Annotated in this window: 11 protein-coding genes, 2 tRNA genes and 1 pseudogene (1 of these 14 running past the window's edge); 6 read left to right on the forward strand and 8 right to left on the reverse strand. The window is 54.3% G+C overall.

Annotated features, from left to right (window positions below; genetic code table 11):
• Together AACH87_RS12865 and AACH87_RS12870 are read right to left on the reverse strand one after the other, a co-directional pair.
• Positions 1-528: the 5' portion of a branched-chain amino acid ABC transporter substrate-binding protein gene (locus AACH87_RS12865; RefSeq protein ID WP_338798946.1), read on the reverse strand. Its footprint begins 588 nt before the window's first position; the window shows 528 of its 1116 coding nt (coding positions 1-528); the start codon lies at positions 526-528; the stop codon falls past the left edge of the window.
• Between the two features lie 200 nt (positions 529-728).
• Positions 729-1866: pseudogene (locus tag AACH87_RS12870) on the reverse strand (IS3 family transposase).
• A 97-nt stretch (positions 1867-1963) separates the two neighbouring features.
• Between AACH87_RS12870 and AACH87_RS12875 the strand changes: the two are divergent.
• The 6 genes from AACH87_RS12875 to AACH87_RS12900 all read left to right on the forward strand — a co-directional run bounded on the left by AACH87_RS12875 (position 1964) and on the right by AACH87_RS12900 (position 6840).
• Positions 1964-3973, forward strand: a complete 2010-nt coding sequence (locus AACH87_RS12875) for a U32 family peptidase (protein WP_338794850.1) — start codon at positions 1964-1966, stop codon at positions 3971-3973.
• 101 nt (positions 3974-4074) lie between these two features.
• A tRNA-Asn gene (locus AACH87_RS12880) sits at positions 4075-4150 on the forward strand.
• A 49-nt stretch (positions 4151-4199) separates the two neighbouring features.
• Positions 4200-4275 (forward strand) — tRNA-Asn (locus AACH87_RS12885).
• A gap of 168 nt (positions 4276-4443) precedes the next feature.
• On the forward strand, positions 4444-5217 hold the full coding sequence (gene aat / locus AACH87_RS12890) for a leucyl/phenylalanyl-tRNA--protein transferase (RefSeq protein ID WP_338794851.1): 774 nt from the start codon (positions 4444-4446) through the stop codon (positions 5215-5217).
• Positions 5214-5957 (forward strand): arginyltransferase, encoded by a 744-nt coding sequence (locus AACH87_RS12895; RefSeq protein ID WP_338794852.1) that lies wholly within the window; start codon positions 5214-5216, stop codon positions 5955-5957. The genes aat and AACH87_RS12895 overlap by 4 nt, the downstream gene beginning before the upstream one ends.
• A gap of 55 nt (positions 5958-6012) precedes the next feature.
• Positions 6013-6840: an IclR family transcriptional regulator gene (locus tag AACH87_RS12900; protein WP_338794853.1), complete on the forward strand. Its 828-nt coding sequence runs from the start codon at positions 6013-6015 to the stop codon at positions 6838-6840.
• 99 nt (positions 6841-6939) lie between these two features.
• On the opposite strand, the gene pbpG is transcribed toward AACH87_RS12900, so the two are convergent.
• From pbpG to AACH87_RS12930, 6 genes are all read right to left on the reverse strand, one after another.
• Positions 6940-8070 (reverse strand): D-alanyl-D-alanine endopeptidase, encoded by a 1131-nt coding sequence (gene pbpG / locus AACH87_RS12905; protein ID WP_338794854.1) that lies wholly within the window; start codon positions 8068-8070, stop codon positions 6940-6942.
• 115 nt (positions 8071-8185) lie between these two features.
• Positions 8186-9724, reverse strand: coding sequence for a 2-isopropylmalate synthase (locus AACH87_RS12910; protein WP_338794855.1), 1539 nt, complete (start codon positions 9722-9724; stop codon positions 8186-8188).
• A 207-nt stretch (positions 9725-9931) separates the two neighbouring features.
• Positions 9932-10765: a CDP-diacylglycerol--serine O-phosphatidyltransferase gene (pssA, locus tag AACH87_RS12915; RefSeq protein ID WP_338794856.1), complete on the reverse strand. Its 834-nt coding sequence runs from the start codon at positions 10763-10765 to the stop codon at positions 9932-9934.
• Positions 10766-10952: 187 nt separating this feature from the next.
• Positions 10953-11969, reverse strand: coding sequence for a ketol-acid reductoisomerase (gene ilvC / locus AACH87_RS12920; RefSeq protein WP_338794857.1), 1017 nt, complete (start codon positions 11967-11969; stop codon positions 10953-10955).
• 56 nt (positions 11970-12025) lie between these two features.
• A complete protein-coding gene (gene ilvN, locus AACH87_RS12925; RefSeq protein ID WP_338794858.1) occupies positions 12026-12517 on the reverse strand; it encodes an acetolactate synthase small subunit in 492 nt (163 codons plus the stop codon).
• 140 nt (positions 12518-12657) lie between these two features.
• Positions 12658-14436, reverse strand: coding sequence for an acetolactate synthase 3 catalytic subunit (locus AACH87_RS12930; RefSeq protein WP_338794859.1), 1779 nt, complete (start codon positions 14434-14436; stop codon positions 12658-12660).
• Between the last annotated feature and the right edge of the window lie 197 nt (positions 14437-14633).

The following is a 14633-nucleotide window of genomic DNA, read 5'->3' on the forward strand; positions in this document are numbered from 1 at the left end:
TACGCCCTGCCCGTAGGCGGTCCGATCATCAATGATGGCTACAGATTTGACTTTCAAGTGATCAGCTCCAAACAAAGCCAGAGCAGCACCTAAAGCGTTGTCATTGGCAATCAAACGGAAAGTGGTCTTGTGCCCTGGCTTGGTCAAATCAGGATTGGAGGCAGAAGCAGTGATATGGGGCAGATCACACTTCGCGTAGATGGCAGAAGCTGGAATAGAAGTGCCAGACTGCAGATGACCAACGACTCCAGCGACTTTTTGATCGCAGAGCTTCTGCGCTACCGCTGTTGCCTGCCGAGGGTCACCGGCATCATCTTCTGCCGCAATTTCAAACTTGATCTTCTTGCCGCCGATCACAAGGCTCTGAGCATTGAGATCTTCAATTGCGAGACGAACTCCATTCTCTGTGTCTTTGCCAATATGAGCAATTCCGCCAGACACAGGACCCGCATGAGCGATCTTTACCACCTGAGCGTCTTGAGCGCTAGCACCTACAGACCAAGCACTCGTCACCAGACCAACCAGCACAGCAACAGGAAAATGAGAAACGGAAGTAGCACGCAACACGATCAAAATCTCCAAGAAAAGAAAAGCCGTACCAGATGGGTGCAACGGCAGCACATCATGCCAGCACTTTGCACCAATCAAGGGCACACAGCAGCATAAGCTTCACTTATGCCCCACTTAAAACTGAGGAGGTGGACTTCACCCGGTTTCGTAGACATATTTCAACTTCCGTTTCGGAGTTGTTCGAATACCAGCGGACTCAGTTGGTCTAGGTGACTGTGCCGACGGATTCGATTGTAAAAACCTTCGATGTAGTCAAACACATCTGACTTGGCGTCTTGCCTGGTGGCATCGATATGGCGTTTGACTCTCTCCTTCTTCAAGCTGCTGAAGAAGTACTCTGCCACCGCGTTGTCCCAACAGTTTCCACGTCGGCTCATGCTTGGCACCAATTTGTTGTCCTTGCACCAGCGGGCGAAGTCGTCACTGCCAAACTGACTTCCTTGATAGGAATAGATCATCACCGGGCCCGTTGGGCGCCTGCGCCACATAGCCATCGTGAGCGCATCCAACACCAACTCTGTAACCATGCTGGCGTTCATTGCCCAGCCGACCACCATGCGCGAGTACAGGTCAATTACGGCCGTTAGGTACAACCAATCCTCATGGGTTCGGATATAGGTAATGTCGATGACCCACACTTGGTTCGGCAGCGTGACCGTGAACTCACGTCGCAAACGGTTCGGTACTGCAGTCGCAGGAAGGCCGACTCGGTAGCGAGGTCGCTTGTATCCACGCACTGAGCGCAGTTGGGCCTGGCACATCAGGCGTGCTACACGTTTTGGCCGTACGCCATACCGTCCTCTCGCGAGTCCCGCAGAATGCGTGGGCTTTCACAAATCCCATGGCTGTCGTCAAAGGATTGCCGAATTCTTGCCAGCAAGATATCGTCGGCTAAAGCGCGTTTGGACTTTGGATTGGCCTTCCAAGCGTAATAGCCATTGCGCTGTACGCGCTGAACGCGGCACATGCTGCTGAGCCGGAACTGGCCTTTGTGCTAGGCCATGAATGCGCACTTCACCCGGCCAGCTTGGCAAAGTACGTTGCGGCCTTTTTTAGGATGTCACGCTCCTCATTAGCCCTTTTGAGTTCCGCTTTGAGCCGGAATACCTCTGCCTTGAGCTGGCTTGTTTCTGCGCCCCCTGCGCTCGATTGCTCTTTGGCAAGCCGCACCCACAGGTACAGGCTTTTGTCCGACACGCCCAATCGCTTGGCTACATCCACTACCCCATAACCACGCTCAGTCACCTGTTTGACGGCTTCTGCCTTGAACTCCGCCGGGTATCGCACTCTCTTCATTTCTCACTCTCCAGTTCAATTTCGACCTTGATAGGTGTCTATTGAACCGGGTGAAGTCCAGACGGGCGAAAACGTGGGTACGAGGGATAATCGAGGAATGTCACTTCTGCCCCATCAACTCGAATTACTCTCTCCTGCGCGCAACTCAGAAATCGGCATTGAGGCGATCAACCATGGAGCTGACGCCGTTTACATCGGTGGCCCTGCATTTGGCGCCAGAGCAAGTGCAGGCAATGACATACGCGACATTGAACGCTTGGTGAGCCATGCCCACAAGTTCAATAGCCGTATTTTCATTACACTGAATACAATTTTGCGGGACGATGAGCTTGAGTCCGCACGGCAGATGGCTTGGCAAGTCTATGAGGCAGGCGCCGATGCACTGATCATTCAAGACATGGGGCTGCTAGAACTCGACTTGCCTCCTATACAGTTGCACGCCAGTACGCAAACTGACATCCGCACCCCAGAAAAGGCACGCTTTCTTCAGGATGTTGGCCTGTCACAGATCGTGCTCGCACGAGAATTAACTGTTCAACAGATTGCAGAAATCCACCGCTCACTTGGCCCTGTGGACTCACCCCAAAGAGCTACGATTGAATTCTTCATCCATGGAGCGTTATGTGTTGCTTACAGCGGGCAGTGCAACATCAGTCACGCTCAAACCGGTCGCAGCGCAAACAGGGGAGATTGCAGCCAAGCGTGCCGTCTCCCCTACCAAGTCACGGATGCACAAGGCCGCTTCATAGCACATGACAAGCATGTGCTCTCCATGAAAGACAACAATCAGTCGGACAACCTGCGGGCGCTGATCGATGCCGGAGTACGTAGCTTCAAGATTGAGGGCCGTTATAAGGACATGGGTTACGTCAAGAACATTACGGCCCATTACCGCAAGCTTCTCGACGAAATCATTGAAGAGCGTGAGACAGGCCAACCGCTGGCACGAGCGTCCAGCGGGCGTACGACATTCACATTCACGCCCGATCCGCTCCAAAACTTCAACAGAGAATTCACCGACTATTTTGTGACCGGGCGCAAGCAGGATATCGGCGCCTTTGATAGTCCCAAGAACCCGGGGCAAGCAATAGGCTGGGTGACCAAGATAAGTGCGGACTACGTGGAACTGGAATTGAACGATCCATCTACCGTTCTGCACAACGGCGATGGCCTTTGCTATTACGACCTTCACAAAGAGCTTGTGGGCATGGCGATCAACATCGCGGAGCCTCTATCAGGCCACAGTATTGGCCAGTGGCGTGTCTATCCCAAAGACGATATGAGTGGCTTCAAGGATCTTCGTAAAGGAACCGAGATCAATCGCAATAGAGACATGGCTTGGGTTCGTACTCTGGAGAAGAAGTCCAGTGACCGCCGGATCGCTCTATGGGCGCAACTTCTAGAGACCAACGACGGCTTTCGTCTAGTGCTTACCGACGAGGACGGCAATGTAGGCGCAGCAGAAGCGCGCCATCCCCATCAGACAGCTGATGATCCAGCAAAGGCTGAGACGACATTGCGCGAAAATGCAGGGCGGTTTGGAGCGACTATCTTCCAGGCAATCGAGATAGCCATCACGTTTTCTCACCCTTGGTTTGTGCCAGCTTCCGTCATCAACGCTATGCGTAGAGAGGCACTGGCCCAGCTTGAGTTAGCGCGATCGGCAAAGTTCGAACGATTGCCAAGGGCTCGGCCCATAGAACCACCGGTACCTTATCCCGAAGAAACCCTCAGCTTTCTGGGCAATGTGTTCAACCACAATGCACATCAGTTCTATGCGCGACATGGCGTGAAAGTGATCGATGCCGCCTACGAGGCCCATGAGGAAGAAGGGGAAGTAAGCCTCATGATCACCAAGCATTGTGTGCGGTTTTCCATGAGTCTCTGTCCGAAGCAAGCCAAGGGTGTCACTGGCGTACAAGGTACCGTGAAGGCTGAACCACTGATGCTGATCAATGGAAAAGAGAAATTGACATTGCGCTTTGACTGCAAGCCCTGCGAGATGCACGTGGTAGGCAAAATCAAGCGAAGTGTGCTGAATCAGTACAAAGAAGCGCCACTGCAGTTCTACAAGACACGGCCGACCTCTAGGCCCTCTTCCACCTGATCCACTCGGGTACATACAAATCAACTTGATGGACAGAACGTCAGATTTTTTGGGCAACTGTTGAGGGGTTCGAATTTTTGTGTATATAATCTAAGTCTTGTTCCTCGATAGCTCAGTCGGTAGAGCGCCGGACTGTTAATCCGTAGGTCCCTGGTTCGAGCCCAGGTCGAGGAGCCAAAAATTTGAAGCACTTGCAAATCTTAGCAAGGCATTTTTTACCGATTATTCCTCGATAGCTCAGTCGGTAGAGCGCCGGACTGTTAATCCGTAGGTCCCTGGTTCGAGCCCAGGTCGAGGAGCCACATAAACCCCACATCTCAGATGTGGGGTTTTTTTTTACCTGTCCGTTACTAGCCAGCATCATCCTATCTTCATAGGAGCAACTTGTGCAGACGGTACATTAGATTCCACTGCATCACTGATACCCTTGCACAGGTGCTTCAAAGATTTGCTCACTCAGTCAGAGCCATATGCCAGTTCACGAGTCAGATCCCCCGCCACTTCTATGGCTACCTGAAGATCCTGAATTTCCGCCTCCCGGTGAGGCATGGGGGCCTGACACACCTGCACCAGGATTGCTGGCAGCGGGGGGATCACTAGAAGCAACATCGTTGTTGAAGGCTTATGCACAGGGCACCTTTCCGTGGTTCAGTGAAGGGCAACCCATACTGTGGTGGGCTCCAGACCCTCGGATGGTTCTGGACGTGGATGCATTTAAGTTGCATCCTTCTTTGAAAAAAACATTGGTCAAGTTCCGTAGAGACCCAAATTGCTGCATCAGGGTTGATTTCGCTTTCGATGAAGTGATTCACTCCTGCGCCTCTACTCAACGCCCAGGTCAGCGTGGCACTTGGATAGTCCCAGAGATGCGAATGGCATACGGCGAACTGCATCGCAAAGGATATGCCCACAGTATCGAAACGTGGATCAACGGCGAACTCGCAGGCGGCTTGTACTGCGTGGCATCAGGAAAAGCGGTATTCGGTGAATCCATGTTCTCCAGACAGACAGATGCATCCAAAATTGCTTTAGCAGCGCTTGTCTGTATTGCACGGCGTAACCAAGTCCCTTGGATCGACTGCCAGCAAAACACTCGTCACCTTGCGTCCTTAGGTGCCCGAGAAATTCCACGGGACATCTTCTTGGACAGAGTGCAACAACAGCGGCAGCAAGATAGCTTCACCTGGAAATTTGAGTCCGTATACTGGTCTGAACTCTTGATCGACCGCACCAGTTCAGCATGACACAGCTCAACGATCTCCCTCTGCGAGCGCTGCAGTACTACGCAACAGCCCCCTACCCCTGTAGCTACCTACCTGACAGGCTAGCCCGCTCCCAAGTAGCCACCCCTAGCCACTTGATACAGAACGAGCTTTACTCCGAGTTGGTTGGTAAAGGCTTTCGGCGAAGCGGGATGTTCACTTATCGCCCCTACTGTGACGGTTGCCAAGCATGCCAGCCTCTCAGGGTACTTGCTAAAGAGTTCAAGGCAGATCGAAGTCAACGACGTGCTTTGACCCAACACAGCGGTCTGAAGGCATACATCTCAAGGCTTTACTTTTCGCAAGAACACTACCGTCTTTATCAACGCTACCAAAAAGGACGCCATGCGGGCGGGGGTATGGACCAGGACAACGTAGATCAGTACACCCAATTCTTGCTGCAGAGCCGAGTCAACTCACGCCTGGTGGAGTTCCGAGAGCCGACAGCGGACGATGGCGAAGGTGATCTCAAGATGGTTTCCATCCTGGATGTTCTGGCTGATGGAATTTCTGCGGTTTATACGTTTTATGAACCCGACGCACATTGCAGCTACGGCACATACAACGTCCTGTGGCAAATTGAACAGGCACGGACACTTGGGCTCGACTACGTGTACTTAGGCTACTGGATCAAAGAGAGCCAAAAGATGGCCTACAAATCGCGCTTTCTCCCGCATGAGGTTCTTGTTGAAGGTGCTTGGCATCGCACAGAGTCCAGCTGAGCGGACCGCTCATTTCACAAGGTAAGATGCAATGAGTTTTGCGGCTTAGTTGCACATGAAAAAATCTGACTCTGATCTTCCCGCCAAGCCGAGCGTTCAGGTGCTCGAGCGGATGTTCACCTTGATTGATGTCTTGGCATCCCGTGAGGAAGCGATTTCTTTGAAAGAAATCAGTGAGAAAACTGGGCTTCATCCGTCCACCACCCATCGCATTCTGAATGACCTGACGATTGGCCGATTTGTAGACAGGCCGGAATCGGGAAGCTACCGATTGGGGATGCGCCTGCTGGAGTTGGGAAACTTGGTGAAAGCAAGACTGAGCGTGCGAGACGCCGCGTTGGCTCCCATGCGCAACTTGCACAAGCTGATACAGCAGCCAGTGAACTTGAGCATGCGGCAAGGGGACGAAATTGTTTATATCGAACGTGCCTACAGTGAACGATCTGGCATGCAGGTGGTTAGAGCCATTGGTGGCAGGGCTCCGTTGCATCTGACATCGACCGGAAAGCTCTTCCTTGCTTTGGATGACCCCCAAAGAGTAAGAGCCTATGCTACCCGTACCGGCCTGGCTGGACACACCAGAAACAGCATTACCCAACTTCCGATACTTGAGCGCGAGTTGGCCAAGGCCCGGCAATATGGGATAGCCAGAGACAATGAAGAGTTGGAACTGGGCGTGCGATGCATGGCTGCTGGCGTCTACGATGACCAAGGCAAGCTCGTGGCAGGGCTGTCCATCTCAGCGCCAGCGGACAGATTGGATGAAGGGTGGCTTGCAAAACTCCAAGCCACTGCCCAGGAGATTTCCTCTGCACTGGGCTACTCTCCAGATACATCGCTTGCAAACAGCGATAACACGCCAGTCGTCAGGGTGAGAAATTAATCCCCTGTAGAAACGCCCGAACAACAAAAAGCCCTGGTAAGGATGGCTCCGAACCAGGGCTTTTATTAATGGGACTTTAAAGAAAAGCGACGCAACGTATCAGCCATTGGTACTGCCACCCTTAGCGAGCATCTTTTTGCCCGAACCAAGGGAAGAAGCAGATTCGACCCAATGCCGCACGCGCTCTGCGTCAGCCAATCGACTGAACTTGCCGGCAGAGTCCAAGAACACCATGATCAGTTTTCGGCCTGCAATCTCGGCCTGCATGACAAGGCAGCGACCAGCTTCAGAGATATAGCCCGTCTTTTGCAGACCGATATCCCAGGTCGGATTCTTTACCAAGCCGTTCGTATTATTGAATTGCAACGTCTTGCGTCCTACGGCCACCTCGTAACTGGGTGAAGTCGAAAGCTCACGCAACAGAGGGTCTCCATGCGCCACGTTGACCAGCGTCGCCAGATCCCGGGCACTTGACTGGTTCTGGCTTGAAAGCCCTGTGGGCTCTACATAACGGGTGTCCGTCATTCCAATCATCTTGGCTTTCGCATTCATCAAAGCGACGAAAGCACTCAGACCACCCGGATAGGTACGACCCAGAGCATGTGCAGCCCTGTTCTCGCTGGACATCAAAGCCAAGTGCAATAACTCCCCTCGTGTCAATGTGGTGCCGACACTCAGCCTGGACCGGCTTCCCTTCTCCGTATCAACATCGTCTTGGGTAATCGTGATGGGCTCGTCCATCGGGAGGTGAGCCTGACTGATCAGCAGCCCAGTCATCAGTTTGGTCAACGACGCGATCGGCAGAACTGCATGGTCGTTCTTGCTGAGCAAAACCTCGTGGGTGTCTTGATCAACTACCAAGGCTACGCTGGATTTGAGATCCAGCGGATCAGAGACTTCATGCAGGCCCGCCATCTGGCCAAAAGAAAGCTTTGCAGGAACGATAGCAGCCTTCGCAAGAGCTGCCTTGGTTGCTCGCGGCTCTACCGCAGCCAAAGTGACACGCGTTCGAGATTTGGCACTTCGATCAATGACTTTGGATGAAGTCGCTACCCGGCGAGAGTCAGCCGCCTTTTTTGTCGACGTTGTGGCGGAAGTGGCCACCTTTTTAGTGGGAGCACGCTTGCGTTCTGAAGAATGCGCAGAGGGCACAAGCAGCGCAGAGCTGATGACGACGAAACCCAGGACTGAAACAACCTGGCTCACTGCTGCGCGAAGGCGATGGTGCATCGGTGTGCTCCAAACGTTAGTAAATGTAGTGCAGTGTACAGAACCAAAAAAAGTCGCGCAAGATCAACACCTTGCACGACTTTTAATGAAATTGCTTCAATTATAGGAGGCTTGCTCAGCCCTGAGCAGCGACTCTGTCTGCTTTACTTTGTAATTTGTTCAACGCACTGAGATAGGCCTTGGCAGAAGCAACCACGATATCCGGGTCGGAACCAACGCCGTTGACAACCCGGCCACTGTTTTGCAGCCGTACAGTGACCTCGCCTTGGCTTTCAGTGGAGCCACTGATCGCATTCACGGAATAAAGAACCATCTCTGCCCCACTCTTCACGTGCGATTCAATGGCTTTCAGAGATGCATCCACAGGTCCATTGCCCACAGATTCGCCATGGACCTCCACGCCATCTACCGTGAACACTACACGTGCCCGGGGTTGCTCACCTGTTTCGCTTTGCTGGAAAAGCGATACAAACCCGTATTGCTCCCGCTCACTGGTCACACTCTCGTCGCTGACCAAGGCAAGGATGTCCTCGTCAAAAATTTCGCTCTTGCGATCTGCGAGTTCCTTGAATCGCGTGAACGCAGTGTTGATTTCCGTTTCGCTCTCGAGGCTGACACCCAACTCCTGCAGCCGCTGCTTGAAAGCGTTGCGACCACTGAGCTTGCCGAGCACGATCTTGTTGGCAGTCCAGCCCACATCCTCCGCCCGCATGATTTCGTAGGTATCGCGCGCCTTGAGCACACCATCCTGGTGGATGCCCGAAGCGTGAGCAAAAGCGTTGGCACCTACCACTGCCTTGTTTGGCTGCACGACAAAACCGGTGGTCTGGCTCACCATGCGACTGGCCGCCACGATGTGCTTGGTGTCTATGCCAAGATCAAGGTTGAAATAGTCTTTGCGCGTCTTGATCGCCATGACCACTTCTTCAAGAGAACAGTTGCCCGCACGCTCCCCCAGGCCGTTGATGGTGCATTCCACCTGACGTGCGCCACCAATCTTCACTCCCGCCAATGAGTTGGCCACAGCCATACCCAAATCGTTGTGGCAGTGCACAGACCAGATCGCTTTATCGCTATTGGGAATGCGCTCACGCAGGGTTTTGATGAAATTGCCATACAGCTCGGGGACTGCGTAGCCCACCGTATCAGGCACGTTGATGGTCGTTGCGCCCTCGGCAATCACGGCCTCCAGCACTCGGCAGAGGAAATCAGGTTCGCTGCGGTAACCGTCTTCCGGACTGAATTCAATATCACCTACCAGGTTGCGCGCAAAACGCACAGACTGCTTGGCCTGTTCCAGCACCTGCTCGGGTGTCATGCGCAGCTTCTTCTCCATGTGCAACGGAGAGGTCGCAATGAACGTGTGGATGCGGGCAGAGTTGGCACCCTTGAGCGCTTCCGCTGCGCGAGAAATGTCGCGGTCGTTTGCCCGGGACAGGGAGCAGATGGTGGAGTCCTTGATGGCGTTCGCAATCGCCTGCACTGCCTCAAAATCTCCATTGGAGCTGGCTGCAAAACCCGCTTCGATGACATCCACCTTCAAGCGCTCAAGCTGACGTGCGATACGCAGCTTTTCATCCTTGGTCATGGAAGCGCCGGGAGACTGCTCTCCATCACGCAAGGTCGTGTCAAAAATAACGAGTTTGTCTGCCATGTCGTTTCTCCTGGTACTGGTGGGGTTAGCCCGCAAAGCTCAAAAACTGTCGACCAATGAAAAAGGCCCGTTGCGGGTGCATACGGGCCTTTGTGGAAAAGTGTGCGCGTGCGCCTACCGTCTCCGCCCGTGGGGAGGTAGCAGTAGGGCCAGTGCAAACATATTCATGCGGTGCAATGTAGCACAAGTCACGCACGACCGCCCTGATCATTTGTGCAGCCCACGCTCGTCAGGCTCGTCTGTGGAGATGCTGATCACGCTGCTGTGCTGACCCTTGGCCTTGCGCCATGCGTACACGGCATATCCACTGATGCCATAAAGCACAAACACTCCAAACAGCACGATGGGGGGATGGATGTTGACGATGGCAATGGCCAAGGCAATCAGAACGATGGCAGCGAAAGGCACGCTCTTCTTCATCTGAATGTCTTTGAAGCTGTAGAAAGGCACGTTGGTCACCATCGTGAGTCCCGCATACAGCGTGAAAGCGAACATGGTCCAGGTGATCTGCGACCATTCGAGCCAGCTGTCCTGGCCAGGCTGGACTCCCAACTCCGTCATCAACCAGATGAAACCAGCAACCAGAGCCGCAGCCGCTGGCGAGGGCAGCCCCTGAAAGTAGCGCTTATCGACAACCCCCGTGTTGACGTTGAAACGTGCCAGCCGCAATGCCGCGCAGGCACAGTAAACGAAGGCAGAAATCCAACCCCATCTTCCAAGGCTATGCAAAGCCCATTCATACGCTATCAGGGCTGGTGCAGCACCAAAGGAAACCATATCCGACAACGAGTCCATTTGTTCGCCAAATGCACTCTGGGTATTGGTCATGCGGGCGACGCGGCCATCCAGACTGTCCAGGACCATGGCACAAAAAACGCCCACAGCCGCCATGTCAAAACGCCCATTCATGGCCATCACGATGGCATAAAAGCCGCCAAACAGGGCAGCAAGGGTGAAGAGGTTAGGCAGGATGTAAATGCCCTTGCGCCGCTTGCGAACGATCACACCTGCAGCGTCGGTGGGCTTGTGGCCTTCTTGCATTAAAGATATCCCCAGCGCCCGTTACATAAGCGCAAGCAGCTATTATATTTGTAGCGTGATGCGCTATGCATCACGCCTCTCCGCAGCAGCGGCTGGAAGGGAATCAGTGTAGCGCCTCTATCTGAACCTCTTGCAAAAACAAAAAGGGCCACCGAAGTGACCCTTTTATGCAAGCAACAGCCGAAGATCAGTTGCGAGTCTGGTCGACCAGCTTGTTCTTGGCAATCCAGGGCATCATCGCGCGCAGCTGGCTGCCCACCTGTTCGATGCTGTGGTCGGCCGTGTTGCGGCGGCGGGCTGTCATCGATGGGTAGTTCAGGCGGCCTTCCTGGATGAACATCTTGGCGTAGTCGCCGTTCTGGATACGCTTCAGAGCATTGCGCATGGCGGCGCGGGACTGCTCATTGATCACTTCGGGGCCGGTCACGTACTCGCCGAACTCGGCATTGTTCGAGATCGAGTAGTTCATGTTGGCGATACCGCCTTCGTAGATCAGGTCTACGATGAGCTTGAGCTCGTGCAGGCACTCGAAATAGGCCATTTCAGGAGCGTAGCCAGCTTCAACCAGGGTTTCGTAACCCATCTTGATCAGCTCGACGGCACCGCCGCACAGCACGGCTTGTTCGCCGAACAGGTCGGTTTCGGTTTCTTCCTTGAAGTTGGTCTCAATGATGCCGGCCTTGCCGCCACCGTTGGCCATGGCGTAGCTCAGGGCCAAGTCACGGGCCTTGCCGGACTTGTCCTGGTGCACAGCCACCAGGTGTGGCACGCCACCACCTTGGGTATAGGTGTTACGCACGGTGTGACCGGGAGCCTTGGGAGCCACCATCCACACGTCCAGATCGGCGCGGGGCACAACTTGGTTGTAATGCACGTTGAAGCCGTGAGCAAATGCCAAGGAGGCACCTTGCTTGATGTTGGGCTCAACGTTGTTCTTGTAGACCTCAGCGATCTGCTCATCGGGCAGCAGAATCATGACCACGTCAGCAGCCTTCACTGCGTCGTTGACCTCCATCACAGTCAGGCCAGCCTTGCCGACCTTGTCCCACGAGGCGCCACCCTTGCGCAGACCCACCACGACCTTCACGCCGCTGTCGTTCAGGTTTTGTGCATGGGCGTGGCCCTGCGAGCCGTAGCCGATGATGGCAACAGTCTTGCCCTTGATCAGGCTCAGGTCACAGTCTTTGTCGTAGAAAACTTTCATGGGTTGCTCCGGTTGAAATAGGTTGTCAAAAATGAAATAGGGAATGGAGAAAAGCCTCAAACCCGCAGGATGCGCTCGCCACGGCCAATACCACTGGCCCCGGTACGGACGGTTTCGAGAATCGCAGCGCGGTCAATGGCCTGCAGGAAGGCGTCGTTCTTGGACTGGTCGCCGGTCAGCTCAATGGTGTAGCTTTTCTCGGTCACATCGATGATGCGACCACGGAAAATGTCAGCCATGCGCTTCATCTCTTCGCGCTCTTTGCCCACCGCACGCACCTTCACCATCATGAGTTCTCGCTCGGTGTAGGCGCCCTCTGTGAGGTCCACAACCTTGACAACTTCAATCAGGCGGTTGAGGTGTTTGGTGATTTGTTCAATCACGTCATCCGAACCCGTGGTCTGGATGGTCATGCGAGACAGGGAGGCATCTTCCGTAGGCGCTACGGTCAGAGATTCGATGTTGTATCCACGGGCAGAAAACAGGCCCACCACGCGAGACAGCGCACCGGGTTCGTTCTCCAGCAAGACGGCAATGATATGTTTCATGATGATGCGATTCCTCTTTTCGCTGCCCTCCCCTGCGCACGGTAATGCGCAGGCTTGGCAGACAATAGATTCGTCAATAAGATGCTATCAAGAAGATAGCTGCTTGCGCTTATTCAGAAAGCGCTGGATGCCGATTTGCTTCAGAGGTCTTCAGACCCCAGCAACATCTCGGTGATGCCCTTGCCAGCTTGCACCATGGGGAACACGTTCTCCGTGGGATCGGTGCGGAAGTCGAGGAAGACAGTGCGATCTTTGAGTTTGCGGGCCTCGCGCAAGGCAGGCTCCACATCCTGAGGACGCTCAATCAACAGCCCCACGTGCCCGTAGGCTTCAGCCAATTTGACGAAGTTGGGCAACGCGTCCATGTAGCTGTGGCTGTAACGGCCAGAGTATTCAATCTCTTGCCATTGGCGCACCATGCCCAGATACCGGTTGTTCAGCGCGCAAATCTTGATAGGCGTGTTGTACTGCAGGCAGGTAGACAGCTCCTGAATGTTCATCTGAACCGAGCCCTCGCCCGTGATACAGAACACTTCAGAATCCGGCTTGGCCAGCTTGATGCCCATGGCGTAAGGAATGCCCACACCCATGGTGCCCAGGCCACCGGAGTTGATCCAGCGGCGAGGCTCATCAAAGCGGTAGTACTGCGCCGCCCACATCTGGTGCTGCCCCACGTCCGACGTGATGTAGGCGTCGGCATCACGGGTCATGTTCCACAGCGTTTCCACCACATACTGGGGCTTGATGACATCTGGGGAGCCCATGTCGTACTTGAGGCACTGACGGCTGCGCCAGGCTTCGATGGTGTCCCACCATGCAGCAAGCGCTCCGGCGTCAGGACGGGTGCTGCTTTCGCGGATCATGGAGATCAGCTCGGTCAGAACATCCTTGACATCACCAACGATAGGCACATCCACCTTCACGCGCTTGGAGATGCTGGAGGGATCAATATCAATGTGGATGATCTTGCGATCGTTCTGGGCAAAATGCTTGGGGTTACCAATCACCCGGTCGTCAAAGCGCGCGCCCACGGCCAGAAGAACATCGCAGTTCTGCATGGCATTGTTGGCTTCAATCGTGCCGTGCATGCCCAGCATGCCGAGAAACTTGCGGTCAGAAGCCGGGTAAGCGCCCAGCCCCATCAAGGTGTTGGTGACCGGATAGCCCAGCATGTCCACCAGCGTACGCAACTCCTGGGTTGCATTGCCCAGTAACACGCCACCACCGGTGTAGATGTAGGGGCGTTTGGCAGTCAGCAGCAACTGCAGGGCTTTGCGGATCTGCCCGCTGTGGCCCTTGCGCACCGGGTTGTAAGAGCGCATTTCCACGCTCTGGGGATAGCCGGTGTAAGGGACTTTCTTGAAAGAAACGTCCTTAGGAATATCCACCACCACGGGACCAGGGCGACCCGTGCGTGCGATGTGGAACGCCTTTTTCAGGGTCATCGCCAAGTCGCGGGCGTCTTTGACCAAAAAATTATGTTTGACGATGGGGCGGGTGATACCAACCGTGTCACATTCCTGGAAAGCATCCAAACCAATGGCTGGCGTAGGCACCTGCCCCGAAATGATCACCATCGGGATGCTGTCCATGTAGGCAGTCGCGATACCAGTGACAGCATTAGTCAGACCAGGGCCTGAGGTAACAAGGGCGACCCCTACTTCGCCAGTGGCGCGGGCGTATCCATCAGCAGCGTGTACAGCAGCCTGCTCATGACGCACCAAGACATGCTGAATGGTGTCTTGCTTGTAGAGCGCGTCGTAGATATAGAGAACAGCACCGCCTGGGTATCCCCAGATGAACTGGACATTCTCGGCCTGGAGCGATTTGACGAGGATCTCAGCCCCCATCAACTCTTGGGAGTTTGCGGCGGCTTGCGCTGCAGCGGCCACATTGAGTTCAGCTTTGGAAATTTCCATGATCAACCTTTGCGAATTTCTCTGACGAAAAACCTTGGGTGCTCCTTGCGTGTGCTCTTGTGAAGCCAGCTTGGAACTTAAGGCCAAGGACATGGGCGGGATGATTGCCGCGCCGGACCGTGACCCGTTTGCCTTTTGAATTGCGTTGGCATTATCGCACTGCAACATGCCAAAGCGAACAGCACATTTCAAAAAAA

This window comes from Acidovorax sp. DW039 (assembly GCF_037101375.1).
Classification (GTDB): Bacteria; Pseudomonadota; Gammaproteobacteria; order Burkholderiales; family Burkholderiaceae_C; genus Acidovorax.

Bases quoted from the DNA above. Each gene is read 5' to 3' on its own strand.
- AACH87_RS12875 (WP_338794850.1), top strand. From the start codon at position 1,964: ATGTCACTTCTGCCCCATCAACTCGAATTACTCTCTCCTGCGCGCAAC.
- aat (WP_338794851.1), top strand. From the start codon at position 4,444: ATGCCAGTTCACGAGTCAGATCCCCCGCCACTTCTATGGCTACCTGAA.
- AACH87_RS12895 (WP_338794852.1), top strand. From the start codon at position 5,214: ATGACACAGCTCAACGATCTCCCTCTGCGAGCGCTGCAGTACTACGCA.
- AACH87_RS12900 (WP_338794853.1), top strand. From the start codon at position 6,013: ATGAAAAAATCTGACTCTGATCTTCCCGCCAAGCCGAGCGTTCAGGTG.
- pbpG (WP_338794854.1), bottom strand. From the start codon at position 8,070: ATGCACCATCGCCTTCGCGCAGCAGTGAGCCAGGTTGTTTCAGTCCTG.
- AACH87_RS12910 (WP_338794855.1), bottom strand. From the start codon at position 9,724: ATGGCAGACAAACTCGTTATTTTTGACACGACCTTGCGTGATGGAGAG.
- pssA (WP_338794856.1), bottom strand. From the start codon at position 10,765: ATGCAAGAAGGCCACAAGCCCACCGACGCTGCAGGTGTGATCGTTCGC.
- ilvC (WP_338794857.1), bottom strand. From the start codon at position 11,969: ATGAAAGTTTTCTACGACAAAGACTGTGACCTGAGCCTGATCAAGGGC.
- ilvN (WP_338794858.1), bottom strand. From the start codon at position 12,517: ATGAAACATATCATTGCCGTCTTGCTGGAGAACGAACCCGGTGCGCTG.
- AACH87_RS12930 (WP_338794859.1), bottom strand. From the start codon at position 14,436: ATGGAAATTTCCAAAGCTGAACTCAATGTGGCCGCTGCAGCGCAAGCC.